14 protein-coding genes are annotated in these 19570 nt (G+C 63.4%); 10 read left to right on the top strand and 4 right to left on the bottom strand.

Annotated elements, in window-relative coordinates; genetic code table 11:
* The first annotated feature begins 11 nt into the window (after positions 1-11).
* Positions 12-962 carry a LysR family transcriptional regulator gene (locus tag GSQ75_RS12600; RefSeq protein ID WP_158755230.1) on the top strand — a complete coding sequence of 317 codons (951 nt, stop codon included), beginning with the start codon at positions 12-14 and terminating at the stop codon, positions 960-962.
* A gap of 58 nt (positions 963-1020) precedes the next feature.
* On the opposite strand, the gene typA is transcribed toward GSQ75_RS12600, so the two are convergent.
* Together typA and GSQ75_RS12590 are read right to left on the bottom strand one after the other, a co-directional pair.
* Positions 1021-2847 carry a translational GTPase TypA gene (gene typA, locus GSQ75_RS12595; protein WP_158755229.1) on the bottom strand — a complete coding sequence of 609 codons (1827 nt, stop codon included), beginning with the start codon at positions 2845-2847 and terminating at the stop codon, positions 1021-1023.
* 152 nt (positions 2848-2999) lie between these two features.
* Positions 3000-4397 carry a GntP family permease gene (locus tag GSQ75_RS12590; protein ID WP_158755228.1) on the bottom strand — a complete coding sequence of 466 codons (1398 nt, stop codon included), beginning with the start codon at positions 4395-4397 and terminating at the stop codon, positions 3000-3002.
* Positions 4398-4600: 203 nt separating this feature from the next.
* On the opposite strand from GSQ75_RS12590, the gene GSQ75_RS12585 reads away from it, so the two are divergent.
* The 4 genes from GSQ75_RS12585 to GSQ75_RS12570 all read left to right on the top strand — a co-directional run bounded on the left by GSQ75_RS12585 (position 4601) and on the right by GSQ75_RS12570 (position 12596).
* Positions 4601-6832, top strand: a complete 2232-nt coding sequence (locus GSQ75_RS12585) for a TonB-dependent receptor (protein WP_158755227.1) — start codon at positions 4601-4603, stop codon at positions 6830-6832.
* Positions 6833-6925: 93 nt separating this feature from the next.
* A complete protein-coding gene (locus tag GSQ75_RS12580) occupies positions 6926-7963 on the top strand; it encodes a PHB depolymerase family esterase (protein WP_158755226.1) in 1038 nt (345 codons plus the stop codon).
* A gap of 22 nt (positions 7964-7985) precedes the next feature.
* Positions 7986-11294, top strand: coding sequence for a PAS domain-containing hybrid sensor histidine kinase/response regulator (locus tag GSQ75_RS12575; RefSeq protein WP_158755225.1), 3309 nt, complete (start codon positions 7986-7988; stop codon positions 11292-11294).
* Between the two features lie 270 nt (positions 11295-11564).
* Positions 11565-12596, top strand: coding sequence for a PHB depolymerase family esterase (locus GSQ75_RS12570; protein WP_158755224.1), 1032 nt, complete (start codon positions 11565-11567; stop codon positions 12594-12596).
* Positions 12597-12710: 114 nt separating this feature from the next.
* Here the strand turns inward: GSQ75_RS12570 and GSQ75_RS12565 are convergent, their stop codons facing one another.
* Positions 12711-13370, bottom strand: coding sequence for a response regulator transcription factor (locus GSQ75_RS12565; protein WP_158755223.1), 660 nt, complete (start codon positions 13368-13370; stop codon positions 12711-12713).
* A gap of 197 nt (positions 13371-13567) precedes the next feature.
* Between GSQ75_RS12565 and GSQ75_RS12560 the strand changes: the two genes are divergently transcribed.
* The 3 genes from GSQ75_RS12560 (at position 13568) to GSQ75_RS12550 (ending at position 16522) form a co-directional block, all read left to right on the top strand.
* Positions 13568-15316, top strand: coding sequence for a D-(-)-3-hydroxybutyrate oligomer hydrolase (locus GSQ75_RS12560; protein ID WP_254058568.1), 1749 nt, complete (start codon positions 13568-13570; stop codon positions 15314-15316).
* A gap of 123 nt (positions 15317-15439) precedes the next feature.
* Positions 15440-15949, top strand: coding sequence for a peptidylprolyl isomerase (locus GSQ75_RS12555; RefSeq protein ID WP_158755221.1), 510 nt, complete (start codon positions 15440-15442; stop codon positions 15947-15949).
* Between the two features lie 147 nt (positions 15950-16096).
* Positions 16097-16522, top strand: a complete 426-nt coding sequence (locus GSQ75_RS12550; RefSeq protein ID WP_158755220.1) for a YidB family protein — start codon at positions 16097-16099, stop codon at positions 16520-16522.
* 103 nt (positions 16523-16625) lie between these two features.
* On the opposite strand, the gene GSQ75_RS12545 is transcribed toward GSQ75_RS12550, so the two are convergent.
* Positions 16626-16892, bottom strand: a complete 267-nt coding sequence (locus GSQ75_RS12545; RefSeq protein ID WP_158755219.1) for a GlsB/YeaQ/YmgE family stress response membrane protein — start codon at positions 16890-16892, stop codon at positions 16626-16628.
* Between the two features lie 213 nt (positions 16893-17105).
* Here GSQ75_RS12545 and GSQ75_RS12540 point away from each other — a divergent pair, with 213 nt between their 5' ends.
* Positions 17106-18305 (top strand): aminotransferase class I/II-fold pyridoxal phosphate-dependent enzyme, encoded by a 1200-nt coding sequence (locus GSQ75_RS12540; RefSeq protein ID WP_158755218.1) that lies wholly within the window; start codon positions 17106-17108, stop codon positions 18303-18305.
* A 65-nt stretch (positions 18306-18370) separates the two neighbouring features.
* Positions 18371-19357, top strand: a complete 987-nt coding sequence (locus GSQ75_RS12535) for a malate dehydrogenase (protein WP_158755217.1) — start codon at positions 18371-18373, stop codon at positions 19355-19357.
* Positions 19358-19570: the final 213 nt, after the last annotated feature.

Here is a 19570-nt window from a genome sequence, read left to right as displayed (position 1 = left end):
CCTTTGATGACATGCAGCATTCGATGATTTCGATGGCCCTTGCTGCGGTCTCGCTGCGCGATCTGGCACTGGTGCAAGCCGTGCACCGTCACGGCAGTTTCAACAGCGCCGCGCGGGCCATGCACATCAGTCCGTCAGGGCTGTCGCATCAGGTGCAGAAAGTGGAGCAGGCGCTGGGTGCGCCGTTGTTCGAGCGTGGTGGCCGTCGCATCGTGCCGACGGCTGGTGGCCAGCGACTACTGCTGCAGATCGATGCCGTAATCGCGGCTGGCGAACACCTGCAGCAGGTCGCCCGTGCCGGTGCGGTGGCATTCGGCGGCGAGCTGCGCCTGGGCGTGCCAGCTTCACTGGGGCCGTACTTGCTGCCGCATCTGATCGAGCCGTTCCCGCAGCATTTTCCGGGCGCGCGGCTAGGCATTTCCGAAGGCAAGCCACGTGGCTTGTTGCGCCGGCTACATGAGGGCGAACTCGATGCGGTGCTTGCACCACCGGTGCCGGCGGTCAGCGGCATCGCGATGCGGCCGCTGTTTGCCGAACCATGGGAGCTGATGCTGCGTGCTGATCATCCCTTGGCTGGCCAGAGCAGTATTGCGCTGGACCAGCTCGATCCGGCCGAGGCGACCTTGATGGCCGAGAGTCATGCCGATGGCCTCGACAGTGACGGCAGTGAGCATGGCCACGTGCAGGATGTCAGCCTGGAAAGTCTCGCTGCACTGGTCAGTCTGCGCGGTGGCTACGCGCTGGTACCGGCGCTGGCACACGAACGGCTGGCTTCGATGCCGAACATCGTGCTGGCGAAACTCAAGGGGCAGGCGCCAGGTCGCGAGATCGCGCTGTACTGGCGCGATGCCTCGCCTTGGCATGACGACCTGCAGAGCTTCGCCGAACTGCTACGCAAGTTGGCCCGGCAGCGGCCCGGTTTGCGCGTGATGGGTGCGAAGGCAAAAATGACTTCGCCATGACCACACGACAGAAGGCCGCCTTGCGGCGGCCTTCTGTTCAATCACATGAGGCGATGGCTCAACCGCGCGAAGACTTCTTGCGGTCGCTCTCGGTGAGGTGCTTCTTGCGCAGGCGGATTTCCTTCGGGGTGACCTCGACCAGTTCGTCGTCGTCGATGAAGTCCAGCGCCTGTTCCAGCGTGAACTTGGTCGCCGGGGTCAGCTGGATCGCATCGTCCTTGCCCGAGGCGCGCATGTTGGTCAGCGGCTTGGGTTTGATCACGTTGACGGTGAGGTCGTTGTCCTTGGCGTGGATGCCGACCAGCTGGCCCTCATACACGTTATCGCCTTCGGCTGCGAACAGCTTGCCGCGATCCTGCAGCGGTCCGAGCGAGTAGGCCGGGGTGGTGCCGCCGGCGTTGGCGATCATCACGCCATTGAGGCGCTTGGCGATCTGGCCGTCTTCCTTCGGACCGTAATGGTCGAACACGTGGAACAGCAGGCCCGAGCCCTGGGTCAGGGTCTTGAACTGGTTCTGGAAGCCGATCAGGCCACGCGCCGGGATCTCGTAATCCAGACGCACGCGTCCCTTGCCATCGGACTCCATGTTCTTCAGCTGACCCTTGCGCACGCCGAGCCTTTCCATCACGGCACCCTGGTGCACTTCCTCAACGTCGACCACCAGTTGCTCGATTGGCTCCATCTTCTGGCCGTCGATCTCCTTGATGATCACTTCCGCACGCGATACGGCCAGCTCGTAGCCTTCACGACGCATGTTTTCGATCAGCACCGACAGATGCAGCTCGCCGCGGCCGGAGACCAGGAACTTGTCGGCGTCGGAACCTTCCTCGACCTTCAGCGCCACGTTGTGCACCTGCTCACGATCCAGACGCTCGCGCAGCTGGCGGCTGGTCAGGAACTTGCCGCCGGACAGATCCTTGTTGCCGGCGAACGGCGAGTTGTTGACCTGGAAGGTCATCGAGATGGTCGGTTCGTCCACGGTCAGCGCGGGCAACGCCTCAGGCGTATCCAGCGCGCAGACGGTGTCGGAGATGGTCAGGTCGGCGATACCCGAGATCGCGACGATGTCGCCGGCCTCGGCGCTGTCCTGCTCGATCCGCTCCAGGCCGAGGAAGCCCAGCACCTGCATCACCTTGCCTTGGCGCTTCTTGCCATGGCGATCGATCACGGCGACCGGCATGCCCTTCTTCAAGATGCCGCGTTGAATGCGTCCGATACCGATCACGCCGACGAAGTTGTTGTAGTCGAGCTGGCTGATGCGCATCTGGAACGGGCCATCCGGATCCACGTCCGGCTTGCTGACGTGCTGCATGATCGCTTCGTACAGCGGGGTCATGTCGCCTTCGCGCACGTCGTCGTTGAGACCGGCGTAGCCGTTCAGCGCCGACGCGTAGACGATCGGGAAGTCCATCTGCTCCGGCGTGGCGCCCAGACGATCGAACAGATCCCACACCTGCTCGACCACCCACTCCGGGCGTGCCCCCGGACGGTCGACCTTGTTGATCACCACGATCGGCTTGAAGCCCATCGCGAACGCCTTCTGCGTCACGAAGCGGGTCTGCGGCATCGGGCCGTCCATCGCGTCGACCAGGATCAGCACCGAGTCGACCATCGACAGCACGCGCTCCACTTCGCCACCGAAGTCAGCATGTCCCGGCGTGTCGACGATGTTGATGCGGTTACCCTGCCAGGTGATGGCCGTGTTCTTGGCCAGGATGGTGATGCCGCGTTCCTTTTCCTGGTCGTTCGAGTCCATCACGCGCTCGGCCAGCACGGTGCGCTCATTGAGCGTGCCGGACTGCTTCAGCAGGCAATCGACGAGAGTGGTCTTGCCGTGATCGACGTGGGCGACGATGGCGATATTGCGCAGTTTTTCGATAGACATGGGATCGACTCGGGCGGCGCGGTGGCCGTCACGCAGGATTCTTGAAGGGTGAATCGACCAATTATACGGACTTATGTGACAACTTGCCCGCAATTTCGATTATCTGTTCATCCACCTGCCTGTCCGGCATATCCGCCTGCGCTGCGGCCTGATCACACCACGCCGGTGAGGTAGTAGGTGGCGATCACCACCAGCACCGCCAGCGTCTTGATCACGGTAATCGCGAAGATGTCCCTGTAGGACTGCCGATGGGTCAGTCCGGTCACCGCGAGCAGGGTGATCACGGCACCGTTGTGCGGCAGTGTGTCCATGCCGCCGGAGGCCATCGCAGCCACCCGGTGCATCACTTCCAGCGGGATGCCGGCCGCATGCGCGTTGGCGATGAAGGTGTCGGCCATCGCCGCCAGCGCGATGCCCATGCCGCCGGAGGCCGAGCCCGTGATGCCGGCGAGCGCGGTCACAGTGACCGCCTCGTTCACCAGCGGGTTCGGGATGGTGTGCAGTGCATCGGCGACCACCTTGAAACCGGGCAGGGCGGCGACCACGGCGCCGAAGCCGTATTCCGAGGCGGTATTCATCGAGGCCAGCAGCGCCCCACCGACCGCTGCCTTGCTGCCATCGGCAAACTGCCGGATCACCGGCTGCCAGGCAAACGCCAGCACGCACAGGATGCCGACCAGCAGTGCGCCTTCCACCGCCCAGATCGCGGCGATCTTGGACACTTCCTGCACCACCGGTTTGGCGTCGCCCACCACGCTGGGCAGGAACGACTGCGTTTCGCCGTAGACACGCGGAATGAGATCGGTGAACAGCTTGTTGCAGACGCCGACCAGCATCAGCGGCAGCAACGCGACCAAGGGGTGCGCCAGCCTGGCATACTCGAACGGCGCCGGTTCGTTGACGAGATTGCCGCCATAGCCTTCGCCCGCGGCAGCAGCCTTGCGCCGGCGTGATTCCAGATAGGCCAGGCCCACGATCAGGATGAATACCGCGCCGATCGTGCCCAGCCAGGGTGCCGCCCATGCCGTGGTACCAAAGAACGCGGTGGGGATGATGTTCTGGATCTGCGGCGTGCCCGGCAGCGAATCCATGGTGAAGGTGAACGCGCCCAGCGCGATGGTGCCGGGAATCAGCCGCTTCGGGATATTGCTGGCGCGGAAAAGTTCGGCGGCAAACGGATACACCGCGAACACCACCACGAACAACGACACGCCGCCGTAGGTGAGCAACGCGCACACCAGCACGATCGACAGGATCGCGCGGCTGCGTCCGACCAGGCCGATGGTGGCGGCGACGATGGCCTTGGAGAACCCTGACAATTCGATCAGCTTGCCGAATACCGCGCCAAGCATGAACACCGGAAAGTACAGCTTGAGGAAGCCGACCATCTTGTCCATGAACAGGCCGGTGAACATCGGCGCAACCAGTGCGGGCTCGGTCAGCAACACTGCGCCCAGTGCAGCGATCGGCGCGAACAGGATCACGCTGTAGCCACGGTAGGCCGCAAACATCAGGAAACACAGCGCGGCCAGCACGATCAGGAAAGCCATCCTTGCGGATCCTCGGGCGACAAGGTCGGAGTCGACGAGGGCCGAGTATCGGCGCGTGCCGGCCGCGCAGGCACTGTACGAAGGTACGAGTGTCGTGCCGACGCCGACTGCCTACTCTCCGTCGCATCAGCATCCATCGTCGATGGTTGCGTCAACAGCCTGCATCCATCTGCGATGGATGCGCCTAGTCGAAAGGGGAAGTCATGAAGCGCACGTATCTGAGTCTGGCGATTGGTCTGGCGACGACCGGCCTGCTGTTTGCCGTGCCGCTGTATGCGCAACAGAGCAGCGACAACAGCGCCCCGGTTGATCAGGCCAAGCCGGCCAATGCCAAACAGCTCGGTGAAGTGAAAGTCACCGCGCGCAAGCGCGAGGAAACCCTGCAGGACGTGCCGATCGCTGTCAGCGCGTTCACCGCCCAGGCGCTGTTCAACCAGAACGTGCAGAACCTCGCCGACCTGCAGGGCAAGGTACCGTCGCTGCAGATCTACGCCGCCCGCGGCTCGAACACCACGCTGACCGCTTACATTCGCGGCGTCGGCCAGGCTGACCCCACCTGGGGTTTCGATCCGGCGGTCGGCATCTATCTGGACGATGTCTATCTGGCACGCCCGCAGGGCACCATGCTGGATGTATTCGACGTGGAACGCATCGAGGTGTTGCGCGGCCCCCAGGGCACCCTCTATGGCAAGAACACCATCGGCGGCGCCATCAAGTACGTGTCCAACCCACTGCCCACCAAGACCGAGGGTTCGGTAGAGACGACCGTCGGCACGCATGGCGAGAAGGACGTGAAGGGTAGCCTGGGCGGCGCCAGTGCCGATGGTGTGTGGCGCGCCCGTGTCGCCTACGCCACCGAACACAACAATGGTTTCGGTACCGACCTGGTCAACGGCAGCCGCAACGGCGACAAGAACACCAATGCCGCGCGCGCGACGCTCGGTTTCTTTCCTACGTCCACGTTCAACGCACAATTGTCAGTCGACGGACTGCGCGACAATTCCAATCCGCGCGGCGCGAAAATGCTCACCGCCAATTCGTTTGACCCGACCTACGCGCCGTTGTCGAGCGACTACGACACGCGCAGCGGCATGGCGCAGTTGAACCACACCAAACTGTGGGGAACGGCGCTCACGATGAACTGGATCGCAAGCCCGGCCTGGAGCCTGAAATCGGTCACCGCGTATCGCGGCTCGTCCACCGACACCAATATCGATTTCGACACGTTGCCACAGCAGATCGCCGACGTCGGTGCGGTCTACAAGGATCATCAGTTCACCGAGGAGCTGCAGGCCAATTACGATTCCGGCGGCACCGTGCATGGCGTGCTCGGCGTGTACTACTTCAATGGAACCGCCGACGGCCAGATCCAGAACATCTTCCTGGGCTCGCCCCCCTACAGCACGTTGGGCTACTCGCAGTACGGCAGCACCGGAGGCAGCATCGGTACCAAAAGCTATGCCGGTTATGGCGACTTCACCTGGGACATCAGTCCCGCCTGGAGCCTTGACGTGGGCATGCGGCTGACCGACGAGACCAAGACCGCGCTGATCCAGAACTACGGCTACGCCAATGCAAGCTTCACCAATCCGATTGCCACGCTGGCCGACTTCACCGGTTCGCACGATTCGCACAACGTGTCACCGAAGGCATCGCTGAGCTGGACCGCGAACGACCATGTCATGCTCTATGGCAGCTATAGCGAGGGTTTCCACTCGGGCGGTTACAACATCCGTGCGAACTGTGAGGCGATTCCCGAGTCGTGCCGTCCGATCCAGGACGAGAATGTGAAGTCGTACGAACTGGGTAGCAAGATGACCTTCTTCGACGACAGCCTGCTGCTGAACACGGCGCTTTACCACAACATCTATTCCAACATCCAACTGTCGGTGTTTACCTCGTACACGCTGCCGAACGACAGCCAGGGCTTCTTCGGCGACTTCACCAACGCCGGCAAGGGCCATATCGACGGCCTGGAAGAGGAATTCGCCTGGAAACCGGCGGAGAACTGGACGGTCAGCGGCAACTTCGCCTACCTGCATACCAAGTACACGCAGTTCATCAGCGCCGGCGTGAACATCGCCGACACGCAGACCTTCACCAATGCGCCGAAATGGTCCGGTGCGCTGAACCTCGAGCGCACTTTCCCGCTCTCCGACGGTGGCAGCATTACCGGTCGTATCAACTACACCTACCAGACCAGCGTCTTCCCGGAGACGACTCTGTCGCCGCTGATCGAACAGCCGGCCTACGGACTGTGGAATGCCGGCCTGATCTGGAAGATCAACCAGCCGTGGACGCTTAGCCTGCAAGGCTCGAACCTCGCCAACAAGGCGTATCGCACCACCGGCTACAACATTGCCGCCCTTGGTATCGTCACCGGCTTCTATGGTGCGCCCCGGATGGTGACGTTGACTGCGCGCTACACGTTCTAAGCTTTGTGACGATCGCTCGTGTGCCGCCCCCATGGCTGCGCATGATCGGTCGCGAATTCTGCGTATGCGGTTGTCGAATTACGGAGATCGTCCATGTCATTGAGAGCCTGGATCCGCCTGTGCGGTTTGTCGTTATTGCTCGGCAGTGGCAGTGCCTGCGCGGCCCAGCCGGCAGGTTCCCTGCCAAAACTGAAGCTTGATCCATCGAGGGTGGCTGTGGTCGGACTTTCGTCCGGCGCTTACATGGCGACCCAGGCGCAGCTCGCCTATCCGGAGCTGTTCCCGAACGCGGCGCTGGTCGCTGGTGGTCCTTATGGCTGCGCCGGCGGCAAGCTTGATGTTGCCCTTGGCAGCTGCATGAAAGGCGTGCCGGCACTGGATGTCGGCACACTGGTGGCGAGTGCCACGAAGCGTGCAGCTGCCGGCGAGATCGGTCCCCTGAAGGATCTAGCGCATGCCCACGTCTACCTGCTGCACGGCAGCGCCGATGTGCTTGTGGCACCGGCGGTGGCTGAGGCCGGGGCGCATTTCTACGAGCAACTGCGTGACAACACGCCTGGCCTGAGCGGCATGCAGGTGCATGATGATGGCCAGCGCGCATTCGCCCACAATCTGCCAGTGGCCGCCAGCGGTGGCGATTGCGACAAGTCGGTGTCGCCGTATCTGGGCCATTGCGGTTTCGATGCGGCTGGCGAGATCTTCGCGCAGATGTTCGGCAAGCCTATGCATGCGGCAGCGCAGGCACTCGGCGAGCTACGCACGTTCGACCAGGACACACTGCGCCCGGATGGCGCCGATGCGTTGCTGGCCAAGACTGGCTATGTCTACCTGCCGCCCGATTGCCTCGCTGGCAAACCGTGTGGCCTGGTGGTCGCGTTTCACGGCTGCAAGCAGAACGCCGAGGCGGTGGGCGATGCATTCGTGAAAGATGCCGGCTTCAACCGCTGGGCCGACGTCTATGACGTGGCAGTGCTATATCCTCAGACTCGCGCAAGTTTCGCGCCCTTGAATCCGCAAGCATGCTGGGACTGGTGGGGATATTCCGGAGCCGACTACGACAGCCGCCACGGCGTGCAGCTGCGCTGGCTGGTGAACGCGGTACACGCACTGGGGCTGCAACCCGCACATTGATCGGTTGCGCACGGAGCCGACAATGCTGAGCGCTGGCCTGATCGCCATCGCAGCGCTGTGCTGGCTGGGCCTGCTGTTCGGCGTGGCCTTGCTCGGCGAACGCCGCCCGCATCTGTTCGAGAAGCGCTGGGCGATCATCTACGCCTTGTCGCTGGCGATCCACTGCACCTCGTGGACGTTCTACGGCACCGTCACCCAGGCCAGCCGCTCCGGCTGGTGGCTGCCGCCGACGTTTGTCGGTGCGATCCTGATGTATCTGTTCGCGCTGAAATTCCTGCGCCGAATGGTGCAGCTTGTGCGCGAGTACAACGCCGGCTCGCTGGCCGACCTGATCGCGGTGCGGCTGGGGCGACATTCGGGGCTGGCCGCGCTGGTCACCGCGGTGGTGGTGATTGGCATCGTGCCGTACATCGCGTTGCAGCTGAAAGCGGTGGCGATGAGTTACGGCATCCTAAGCCAGGGGCAGCTGGCCGAATCCGTGCCATGGCAGGACAGCGCGTTGTATGTCGCGCTGCTGATGGCGCTGTTCGCGATGCTGTTCGGTACGCGGCGTGCCTCGACCATGGCACACAACCGCGGGCTGGTGCTGGCGATGGCGTTCGAGTCGCTGTTCAAGCTCGGCGCGATGCTGGCACTGGGTACCTTGTTGTTCACTGCGTTGCCGGCTGGCATGCCAGTCAACGTGCCACCACCGCCGGACAGCAGCGGCTTCCCGGCGCTGATCCTGCTCGGTGCGCTGGCGATGTTCACCATGCCGCATCAATTCTATGCAGGCATCGTGGAGTGCCGGAACGACGGTCATCTGCGCAGTGCGCGCTGGCTGTTTCCGCTGTACCTGCTGCTGATCTCACTGCCGATCCTGCCACTGGCGCGGTTGGGCGATACCTTGCTTGGGCCGAGCGGCGTGTCGTCGGACATGTACGTGCTGGCGCTGCCGATGGCGCGCGGCGAGCACGGGCTGGCCCTGATCGCGTTTCTCGGCGGCCTCAGCGCTGCCACCAGCATGGTGGTGATCGCTACGCTGTCGCTGAGCCTGATGGTGGTCAATCACTTCATCGCACCACTGCGGGTGAAGGCCGGCTGGGGTCGCGACGAGCACGGCGATCTGCGCGGCGAGTTGTTGAATCACCGACGAGTGGCGATCCTGCTGGTGCTGTTGCTGGCCTGGGCATACAGCCGGGTGCTGGCGCGCAACGAGGTCTTGGCCGATATCGGCGCGATCTCGTTTTCCGCACTGGCTGGGCTGACGCCGGCGTTGCTGGCGGCGGTATACCGTCCGCAGCTGGGGTCGCGTGCGGTGATGGCCGGACTGGCAGTCGGCACCCTGGTCTGGCTGTATGCGGTCTCGCCGGCGTTGTTGCCGTCCACCTTGCCGTGGCTGCACGTGGGTCCGTTCGGTCTGCACTGGCTGTCGCCGGATGACCTGTTCGGGCTGGGCGACTGGAACCGGCTGGGCCGCGCGGTAGTGGTGAGCCTGGCGGCGAACGGTGCGGTGATGCTGGCAGTGGCCGGATCGCGTTATGGCCGTAACGCACGTGCGGTCAGCGTAGGCGATGTCGGTGTGACCGAGCTACGCGCGTTGGCAGCGCGCTTCCTGCCGGCCGAGCGTGTCGAACACCTGTTCCATAACGCACCGTTGACCGGATCGTCCGGCAGCACTCGAGTCGCTGAGGTGGAACATGAGTTGGCTGCAGTGATTGGCGCCGCCTCGGCGCGGCTGCTGCTGGAAGTGGTGCATCGGCAGGGACGCGATGATCTGGATACTGTCGTCGCCATCGTCGGCGAGGCGGCACAGGATCTGCGCTTCAACCAGCGCGTGCTGGAGGCGGCGCTGCAGAACATGAGCCAGGGTATCTGCGTGGTCGATGCCGAGTTGCGACTGGTGGCATGGAACAGCCGCTACGCCAGCCTGTTCGGCTATCCCGACGAACTGCTGCAGGTAGGCCGCCCGGTCGCCGACCTGACCCGTCACAACGTCGAGGCCGGCATGCTCGGCCCCGGTGAAGTCGAGCGCCGTGTGCAGCGCCGGCTCACCCACATGCGTGCCGGCACTCGGCATCTGTCCGAGCGGCGTTTTCCCGATGGCATCGTGGTCGAGATCCGCGGCAACCCGATGCCGGGAGGCGGCTTTGTTGCCACCTTCACCGACGTCACCGCATTCCGCCAGGCCGAAGGCTCGCTCAAGCGCGTCAACGAGACGCTCGAACTGCGAGTGGAGGAACGCACCCGCGCGTTGGCCGCGGCATCGGCGGAAGCACAGGGCGCGAACGAGGCGAAGAGCCGCTTCCTCACCGCGGTAACCCACGACCTGATGCAGCCGCTGCATGCCGCGCAGCTGTTTGCTCACTCTTTGACCGAGCGCGGTGCCGATGCCACGACTGCACGTCACCTCAACGGTGCGCTTTCTGCTACGGAAGGTCTGCTCGCTGGCCTGCTCGATATCGCGCGTCTGGAAGGTGGCCGTCTGCATCCCCAGCCGCGCGCATTCCCGCTGGCCGACGTACTCGATCCGTTGGCTGCCGAATTCCGGGCCATTGCGTTGGATCGCGGCGTGCAGTTCGACGTGGTCGGCACGCGTGCATGGGTGCGCTCCGATCCACAGCTGCTACGCCGCGTGTTGCAGAACTTCCTGTCGAATGCGTTGCGTTATGCGGAATACGGCCGCGTGTTGCTTGGTGTGCGCCGACACGGCGAGCAGTTGCGCGTGGAAGTCTGGGATACCGGCCCCGGCATCGCGCCGGGCGAGCAGCAACTGATCTTCCAGGAGTTTCGTCGCGGAAGTGCTGCAGGCGGGCAGGGACTCGGGCTGGGTTTGTCCATCGCGCAACGCATGGCTGGGTTGCTCGACCATCCGCTCGGTCTACGCTCATGGCCCGGCAGGGGCAGCGTGTTTGACCTCAGCATGCCGATGGCACGTGCCGCGATACGATTGCCACCCATCGCTGATGCACAGCACTCACTGCCCGCTGGTCGTGCGCTGGTGCTGGATAACGAGCCCGCTGCACTCGCCGCGCTCAGCAGCCTGCTGACCAGCTGGGGCTGGCATGTGCACGCTGCGCGCAATGCCAAGCAGGCGCTGGCTGCGCCGTGGCGACCGGACCTGCATATCCTTGATTTCCACCTCGATGGCGGCGATACAGGATTCGATGTGTGGCATCGGCTGCGTGAACTGCATGCTGATGTGCCAACTGTGATGCTTACGGCCGACCGTGACGGCGAGCTGCGCCAGCGATTGCTCGATGCAGGGCTGGGCGTGTTGTACAAGCCCTTGAAGCCGTTGGCATTGAGGCAGGTGTTGCAACGGATAACGGCGGGTGCCGGGTGGGCCTAAGGCAGGTTGGCCCGGGATCCGGCGTAACGCCTGGATCGGCTTGGCCGACACGACACCGCGACAGCCGCATAGCCCTATCGTCCAATTCAACTCATTACCACCTTGTGCTCTCTTGGCGAGGCGAATGAGTGCCCTTTTCCAAACTCCGTGGTCACTTCTCGCTTTGCGATCTCCATTGCGGCGACCGCATTAGGGCTTTGGCGACGGTGCTGATGGGGGCATATCGGGCGGCATCGATAACACACTCACGTGACGATGGAGGACTCTTCGATGTTTTCGAAACACTTCAGATTCTTGGTTATGGCGGTGTTGTTCAGCGCTATCACGATCGCTTCTCCGTTTGCGAGGGCACAAGCGGCGCTCGGCTCGTACAACATCACACCTAGCTCCGTAACGGTGGCAGGCATTTCATCAGGCGGTTATATGGCCACACAGCTGCAAGTAGCCTATTCAAAAGCGATCTACGGGACCGCCGTGATGGCCGGCGGTACGTACTACTGCGCGCAGGATAATGACGCGCTCTGGGGCGAGGCCTGCGCTACCGGCGTCAGCGTGCCGGTGTCGTCGCTGGTCAGCTATACCAATAAAGAAGCCTCGGCAGGCGCGATCGATCCGGTCAGCAATATCGTCGGCAAGCCGATTTACATGTTCAGTGGCACGCTGGATACGGTGGATTATCAGGCAACGATGAACGACCTGTATCAGTACTACCAAAGTTTCACATCGGGCAGTGAGATCACCTACAACAACCACACCGCGGCAGAGCATTCCTGGGTGTCGCCGGACGCACTCACCGCCTGCCTGTATCTTGCACTGCCGTACATCAATAACTGCGGCATCGATCCGGAACAGACATTCTTGACGATGTTTTACGGCACGCTCCAGGCGCGCAATTCAGGTGCTTTGGGTGGCAGCTTCATCCAGTTCAATCAGAATCCGTTTTGCGCAAATGGAAACTGCGCGGCCATCTCGATGGATAGCACGGGCTGGGTCTTCGTGCCCAAGAATTGCGCAGCGGGACAGGCCTGTCGCCTGGTCGTGGCGTTGCATGGATGCTCGCAAAATCAGGAAACGGTAGGCACAACCTTCGTGCATGACAGCGGCATCAACGAATGGGCTGACACGAACAATATCATCGTGCTCTATCCACAGACGATCGATGCCTATGCTCCTTACAACCCCTATGGATGCTGGGATTGGTGGGGCTACACCAATAATCACTATGCGCTCAAATCCGCCCCGCAGATGACGGCCATCATGGCGGAAGTCAATAAACTGGCCGGCGGTTCGTTGCAGCTCTGAATGCCGCGTCGCTACATTGCGAAGCCGCACCGTGAGCCGGTGCGGCTTCAATCTCCGTTTTGGTGGCGGCCTTGCGAGCCACCTTCGGTATCCGTCTTCGGGTGAAAGCTTCTGTCACATCACCCGCGCTGGCTCCCCCAGATCCAACGACCGCAGCAACATCCCCGCCTGCGTGCGATTCCTCACTCTGAGCTTCTCGAAGATCGCCGTGACATGCGCCTTCACCGTGCGCTCCTGGATCGCCAGCCGGTCGGCGATCTGCTTGTTGAGCAGGCCTTCGGCGAGCAGGGTGAGGACCCGGGATTGCTGTTCGGTGAGGCGGGCGAGGCGGCTGGCGAGATCAGTGTCGGCCGGATTGGCGGGCAGGGCGGCGATGGCGTCGGCGAGGCCGGGTGGCAACCAGGTGCCACAGTCGAGCACGCTGCGAATCGCCTCACCGATATCGGCGGGGCTGGCGCTTTTGGGGATGAAGCCGGCGGCGCCGTGATCGAGCACGCGGCGCACGATGCGCGGTTCGTCGTGGGCGGAGACCACCAGCACGGCCACGCCGGGATGCTGGCCGCGCAGCATGGCGAGGCCTGACAGCCCTTGGCTGCCGGGCATGTGCAGGTCGAGCAGGACGAGGTCGGTGTCTGGTTCGGTAGCCAGGGCAGCCAATACGCTGGCGAGGTCGGCGGCTTCGCGCATGTGGCAACCGGGCAGGCCTTCGCTGGCTGCCAGGCGCAGCGCGGCGCGGAACAACGGGTGGTCGTCAGCGATCAGCAGGCTCGTCATGTCGTTGACGTTAGCGGGCCGCAGCGCGGCCGTCGAGGTCCAAGGGTCACTGGTGTGATGCTGGACTTTCGTACGATGGCGTGTGCGTGCATGCTTGATATGGTGGCGGGATGAAAAAATCCGCCTGTGTGTCCTCCCTGTTGATCTTGCTCGTGCTGTCGGCCTGCGCCGGCAACCCGGTGCCGAAGGAATCCGCAATGCGTGATGTTGACTACGGCGAAGTGCGGGTTACCGATCATCGCGGCCAGGATGATCTGTTGAGCGCCGGGTTGGGGCTGGCTGGTCTGGCCAGCACACCACGGCCGTTTGCCGACGCGTTGAACCCGACGGCGGAGGAACTGCGCCAGCGGGCCATCCAGACCAGCTGGAAAGGTATCGCCGATCTCGGCCCGCTGGGCGGCTACGGCACGGTGTATGGCGGCGTACCGGACGTGCCGGGACGCGAATACCAGGCGTTCGCGCGCATTCCTGGTGCTCGCGCGCCGCATCGCGTGCTGCTGCAGGTGCCCGATCACTTCGATCGGCAGAAGCGCTGCCTGGTGGTGACCGCCTCGTCCGGCTCGCGCGGCATCTATGGCGCGATCGCGCTGGCTGGTGCGTGGGGCCTGCCGCATGGTTGCGCGGTGGCCTATACCGACAAGGGTACCGGCGCCGGCTATTTCGACTATGCCGACAATAGCGGTGTGGCACTGGACGGTCGACGCGCGAAACGCGGTGAGGCGGAGCTGGAGTTTCAGCCTACGCCAGCGCCCCAGAGCGCGGGCATCGCGGTGAAGCAGATGAACTCCGGTGACAACCCGGAGGCCGATTGGGGCCGGCATGTGATCCAGGCGGCGCAGTTCGGCCTGGCCATGCTCGACCGCGCGTTTCCCGCCGAGGCACCGTTCACGCCGCAGAACACGAAGATCATCGCCACCGGCCTGTCCAACGGCGGCGGCGCGGTGTTGCAGGCAGCCGGTCTCGATCATGAGCATTTCTTCGCCGGCGTGGTGGCGCTGGAGCCGAACGTGTACGTCCCCGTGCATGGTCGCGCGATGTACGACTACGCCACCGAGGCGGCGATCTGGCTGCCATGTGCGCTGAGCGCGGAGCATTTCGCCAAGGTGCCACTGGCACGCGGGCCCAAGGGTGTGCCGATACCGGCATGGCCGCTGCGCTGTTCCAGCCTGCGTGCGCAGGGCAAGTTGAGTGGCAACACCGCGGCCGAACAGGCGGAGCAGGCCCGTCAATATCTGCATGCCCGTGGCTGGACCGACGAAGCGATGAGCACCGCTGCCAGCACCACCGCGTTCGACTTGTGGCGGGTGATTGCCGCGGGTTATGCCTCGTCCTACCTGCGCCGTGGCGCGGGCGACATGCCGTGTGGCTTCCACTACGCGGCAATCGATGCCAAGGGTTTGCCGGCCGTGGCCGATCCCGCCACACGGGCGGCATGGTGGGCGGATGGTTCAGGCATTCCACCCGGCAACGGTGTCGGTCTGCTGGGTGGCACCAGTGTCTCGACTGATCCCACCTTGATCGGCAATGAATGCCTGCGTGGGCTGTGGACCGGCGACGATCACGAGTCACAGGCCTTGCACGCATCCATTGCCGCAACGGCCGCCCGGTTGCCGCGCAGTGACCTGCCGCTGTGGGTGGTGCACGGCGCCAGCGACGGCTTGCTGCCAACCGCGTTCAGCTCCGAGCCGTATGTGGCATGGCTGCGCGACGAGGGCCGTCAGCCGATCTACTGGAAGGTGCCGCACGCGCAACATTTCGATGCGTTCCTGGTGCTGCCCGGTTTCGGTGATCAGCACGTGCCGCTGCTGCCTTACGGTTATGCGGCGCTGGATCGGCTGTGGGCGCACCTGTATGACGGGGCCGCCTGGCCGGCCGAGGTGCCGACACCGGCAGCGCAGCCACGCGGTGCCGGCGCACTCGAACGCAGTACGCTGGGTCTGCCCTGAGCGCAGTCGCGCCTGAATCGACGGATGGCAACCCTGCTGCACCGACCTTGGCTTGGGTTATTCTTGGCGACCCTCGTGCCCGTGCCGTCGCGCGGTGCAGCTTTCGAACTCAAGGATTTTGCGATGACCATCAATGTCACCTTCACCACCAACCGCGGCCCGATCCACCTGCGTCTGCATGAGGACAAGGCCCCGGTCACGGTCGCCAACTTCGTCAACCTGGCCAAGCGCGGCTATTACGACGGGCTGTCGTTCCATCGCGTGATCGCCGACTTCATGGTCCAGGGCGGTTGCCCCGAAGGTAGCGGTCGCGGCGGCCCGGGCTACAAGTTCGAGGACGAGTTCAACGCATCGCTGCGCCACGACAAGCCGGGTGTGTTGTCGATGGCCAATGCTGGCCCGCGTACCAACGGCAGCCAGTTCTTCATCACCCATGGCGCCACGCCCTGGCTGGACGGCAAGCACAGTGTGTTCGGCGAAGTGGTCGATGCGGCTGACATGAATGTGGTCAACGCGATCCAGCAGGGTGACGTGATCGAGAAGGTCACCGTGGACGGCGACGTCGACGCGCTGCTGGCGGCGCAGTCGGATCGTCTGAAGGAATGGAACGCGGTGCTCGACCAGCGCGGTTGAGTTTTTGTTAAAGGATGCAAAAGAAACCGCCGGCCCATGGCCGGCGGTTTCTTTTGTGCGCGAACGTCATGACAAATGCGGTTTTGCGCGCCTATGATCGGCAGGCTACACACCCATTCACTTACTAACTAACTAAGGAGAACGACCATGTCATTCCTCGATAGTTTGCTTGGGGGGCAGGGACAGCAGGCTGGTGCAGGTTCGATGATTGGTGTGGCGGGCCAGCTGCTGCAGCAGGCCGGCGGCGTGCAGGGTCTCACCAGCATGCTGCAACAGCATGGGCTGGGCGATGCCGTGCAGTCGTGGGTCGGTACGGGGGCCAATCAGGCGGTATCGAGCGACCAGCTCGGCCAGGCGCTGCAGAACGGAGGCATGGGTTCGATAGTGCAGGAGGCCGCCAGCAAGATGGGTGTCGATCCTAGCGTGGTGCTCAACGGTCTTTCGCAAGTGCTGCCGCACGCGGTCGATCATCTGACCCCCGACGGTCAGGCTCCGGCGGCTGGGCAGGGCGGCGGTTTCAATTTCGGCATGCTTGAAGGCCTCGCCGGCAAGCTGATGGGCGGCCAGGCCTGATAACGGTTGTGATTTCATGAAAAGAAATCGGCGGGGGTTACCCGCCGATTTCTTTTGTGCTGCCTGCAAATGTAGATGCCGATGCTTCGGCCGGTGGCAGGGATTACTTGAAGACGAACTGCACAACCAGCAGCAGGATGATGGCGCCGAGGATTGACATCAGGAAGCCGGCCGTATGGAACTTGGAGTCGGGTGGCGGTGTGCTGATCATCCTGCCGATCAGACCACCGATCACCGAACCCACGATGCCGACGATGGCTGTCAGCCAGAAGCCGAGGTGTATGTTCGCGTGGAAAACGTGATCGAGGACGAATTTGCCAATCAGACCAACGAAGAAGCCAACGATGATGGACCATATCAGGTGGAACATGGACGCCTACCTCCCTGGATTGCTGTTGAGTTGACCAATTCCACCAGCGACCGTGTGCACATGGTGCGGCGGCGTCCGCATCATGCAACTAGTCGGCTGGATACCACCATAGGAATTTGACCGCGCAAGCTTTTGCGATCCTGCCGAATGCCGCGTCGCCGCATGCTAAAATTCGCGGGTTTGCTGACCTCATCCCCTGACGTCGAGGAACCCATGCCCCAGCTTGCCCAGCGTGTCGGCCGCGCCAAACCCAGCGCAATCATGGTGATAGCCGAGAAGGCGAAGCAGCTCAAGGCTGCCGGCCGCGACATCATCAGTTTCTCCATTGGCGTACCGAACTTCCTGCCCGGCGACCATGTGTATGCTGCGGCGCGCGAGGCGTTGTCGCATGACTCCGGCCAGTACGGCAGCAACCGTGGTGCCGAACCGTTGTTGGATGCGTTCCTGAAACATATCGAGGCGCTCGGCTTCAGTGGCTACGGCCGCATGAACCTCTCCATCGGCATCGGTGCCAAACAGGTGCTGTACAACCTGGCCGAGGCCATGCTCGACGAAGGCGACGAGATCTGCTTCGCGGCCCCGTACTGGACCACCTATCGCGACATCGCAGACATCGTGGGCGCCAAAGTCAATGTGATGCCGTGTGGTACTGAGCAGAACTACAAGCTCACCCCGATGCAGCTTGAGGCGGCGCTGGCGCGCAAGCCGAAAGTGTTTCTGTTCAACAATCCGTCCAATCCCACCGGCATGGTCTACACGGGCGAGGAAATCGCTGCGCTGGCCGACGTGCTGGCGAAGTATCCGGATACCTGGATTGTCACCGACGACATCTACAACTCGATGGTGTTCGACGGCATCGGTTACCACAATTTCGTGTTCGCCAGGCCCGAGCTGCGAGAACGGCTGGTCTTCGTCGACTCGGTCTCCAAGACCTACGGCATGCCGGGCTGGCGCGTTGGCCTGATCGCCGGACCGGAGTCGGTGGCCAAGGCCGTGACCACGCTCAATTCCAACCACATCACCAGCATTCCCGAAGTGATCACGGCGGCTGCGGTGGCAGCGTTTTCTGGTCCGCAGGACATCCCGCAGGCGAAATGCGCCGAGTTCGCCGGCAAGCGCGACACCGTGGTCGCTGCGCTCAGTGCGATCCCCGGCGTGATCTGCCCGCGACCGCAGGGTGCGTTCTATGCGTTCCCGGATATCTCGGTGGCATTCGGCAAGAGCCACAACGGTACGAAGATCAGCAGCGATGTGGATTTCTGTGCCGCCTTGCTGGAAGCCAAGGGCGTCGCCTGTGTGCCGGGTTCGGCATTCGGCGAGCCACGCGCGATGCGAATTTCGTATACCTGCCCAACGGCACAACTCGCGCCGGGCCTCGCCCGCATCGCCGAGTTCTTTGCCGAGTTGAGTTGACCGATCAGTTCCAGCCCGCATCGCTGGATGCGGGTGTTGCCTTATTCTCCCAAGGAGTTGCCACGATGAAAGCCCCCGTTCGAGTTGCCGTTACCGGTGCCGCTGGCCAGATCGGCTATGCGCTGCTGTTCCGCATTGCTGCAGGTGACATGCTGGGTCCTGACCAGCCGGTGATCCTGCACCTTCTGGAAATCACCCCGGCGCTGCCTGCGCTGCAGGGCGTGGTGATGGAACTCAACGACTGCGCGTTCCCGACGCTGGCTGGCGTGGTGGCCACTGATGACCTCAACGTCGCCTTCAAGGACGTCGACTACGCGCTGCTGGTCGGCGCGCGTCCGCGCGGCCCGGGCATGGAGCGCAAGGATCTGCTGGAAGCCAACGGCGCCATCTTCGGCCCGCAGGGCAAGGCACTGAACGATCACGCCAAGCGTGACGTGCGCGTGCTGGTGGTCGGCAACCCGGCCAACACCAACTCGCTGATCGCCCAGCAGAACGCACCGGACCTGGATCCGAAGTGCTTCACCGCGATGGTTCGCCTCGACCACAACCGCGCCTTGAGCCAGCTCGCCGAGAAAACCGGCAAGCACAACACCGACATCAAGAAGATGACGATCTGGGGCAACCACAGCTCCACCCAGTACCCGGATCTGCACCACGCCACGGTGGACGGCAAGGCGGCGTTGTCACTGGTCGACCAGGCCTGGTACGAGAGCGATTTCATCCCGACCGTGCAGCAGCGCGGTGCGGCGATCATCAAGGCGCGCGGCGCTTCCTCAGCTGCTTCGGCCGCTTCGGCCGCGGTCGACCACATGCGCTCCTGGGCGCTGGGTACGGCCGAGGGCGACTGGGTCTCGATGGGCATCCCGTCCGATGGCTCGTATGGCATCGCGCCGGGCGTGATCTACGGCTACCCGGTGACCGTGAAGGACGGCAAGTACACGATCGTGCAAGGCCTGGCGATCAACGACTTCTCGCGTGCCCGCATGGACGCCACCGACAAGGAACTGCGCGAAGAGCGCGCCGGCGTCGAGCATTTGTTCGCGAAGAAGTGAAGTCAGGATGACTTCATCCCGTGCAGGCCATGGATGGCTGGTGACACGGGATCCAGCGACTCGTAACGGGCCGGCTCATGCCGACCCGTTGTCGTTTCCGCAGTGACGAAAGTCGGGTGCATTGCTGCGCTGCGTCTGTTCTGGCCTTGGACGCTCTACGGCGGGGCGCCGATCCAGGTGACCTGTCGACACTGGATGATCCGCAGGTGCTGG

The organism is Dyella sp. S184 (assembly GCF_009766065.1).
GTDB lineage: Bacteria > Pseudomonadota > Gammaproteobacteria > Xanthomonadales > Rhodanobacteraceae > Rhodanobacter.
The sequence above is the reverse complement of the archived record's forward strand: the minus strand, read 5'-3'. Positions and strand labels throughout refer to the sequence as shown.

Bases quoted from the DNA above. Each gene is read 5' to 3' on its own strand.
- GSQ75_RS12555 (WP_158755221.1), top strand. From the start codon at position 15,440: ATGACCATCAATGTCACCTTCACCACCAACCGCGGCCCGATCCACCTG.
- GSQ75_RS12565 (WP_158755223.1), bottom strand. From the start codon at position 13,370: ATGACGAGCCTGCTGATCGCTGACGACCACCCGTTGTTCCGCGCCGCG.
- GSQ75_RS12590 (WP_158755228.1), bottom strand. From the start codon at position 4,397: ATGGCTTTCCTGATCGTGCTGGCCGCGCTGTGTTTCCTGATGTTTGCG.
- GSQ75_RS12535 (WP_158755217.1), top strand. From the start codon at position 18,371: ATGAAAGCCCCCGTTCGAGTTGCCGTTACCGGTGCCGCTGGCCAGATC.
- typA (WP_158755229.1), bottom strand. From the start codon at position 2,847: ATGTCTATCGAAAAACTGCGCAATATCGCCATCGTCGCCCACGTCGAT.
- GSQ75_RS12585 (WP_158755227.1), top strand. From the start codon at position 4,601: ATGAAGCGCACGTATCTGAGTCTGGCGATTGGTCTGGCGACGACCGGC.
- GSQ75_RS12540 (WP_158755218.1), top strand. From the start codon at position 17,106: ATGCCCCAGCTTGCCCAGCGTGTCGGCCGCGCCAAACCCAGCGCAATC.
- GSQ75_RS12550 (WP_158755220.1), top strand. From the start codon at position 16,097: ATGTCATTCCTCGATAGTTTGCTTGGGGGGCAGGGACAGCAGGCTGGT.
- GSQ75_RS12570 (WP_158755224.1), top strand. From the start codon at position 11,565: ATGTTTTCGAAACACTTCAGATTCTTGGTTATGGCGGTGTTGTTCAGC.
- GSQ75_RS12600 (WP_158755230.1), top strand. From the start codon at position 12: ATGCAGCATTCGATGATTTCGATGGCCCTTGCTGCGGTCTCGCTGCGC.
- GSQ75_RS12560 (WP_254058568.1), top strand. From the start codon at position 13,568: ATGCGTGATGTTGACTACGGCGAAGTGCGGGTTACCGATCATCGCGGC.
- GSQ75_RS12545 (WP_158755219.1), bottom strand. From the start codon at position 16,892: ATGTTCCACCTGATATGGTCCATCATCGTTGGCTTCTTCGTTGGTCTG.
- GSQ75_RS12575 (WP_158755225.1), top strand. From the start codon at position 7,986: ATGCTGAGCGCTGGCCTGATCGCCATCGCAGCGCTGTGCTGGCTGGGC.
- GSQ75_RS12580 (WP_158755226.1), top strand. From the start codon at position 6,926: ATGTCATTGAGAGCCTGGATCCGCCTGTGCGGTTTGTCGTTATTGCTC.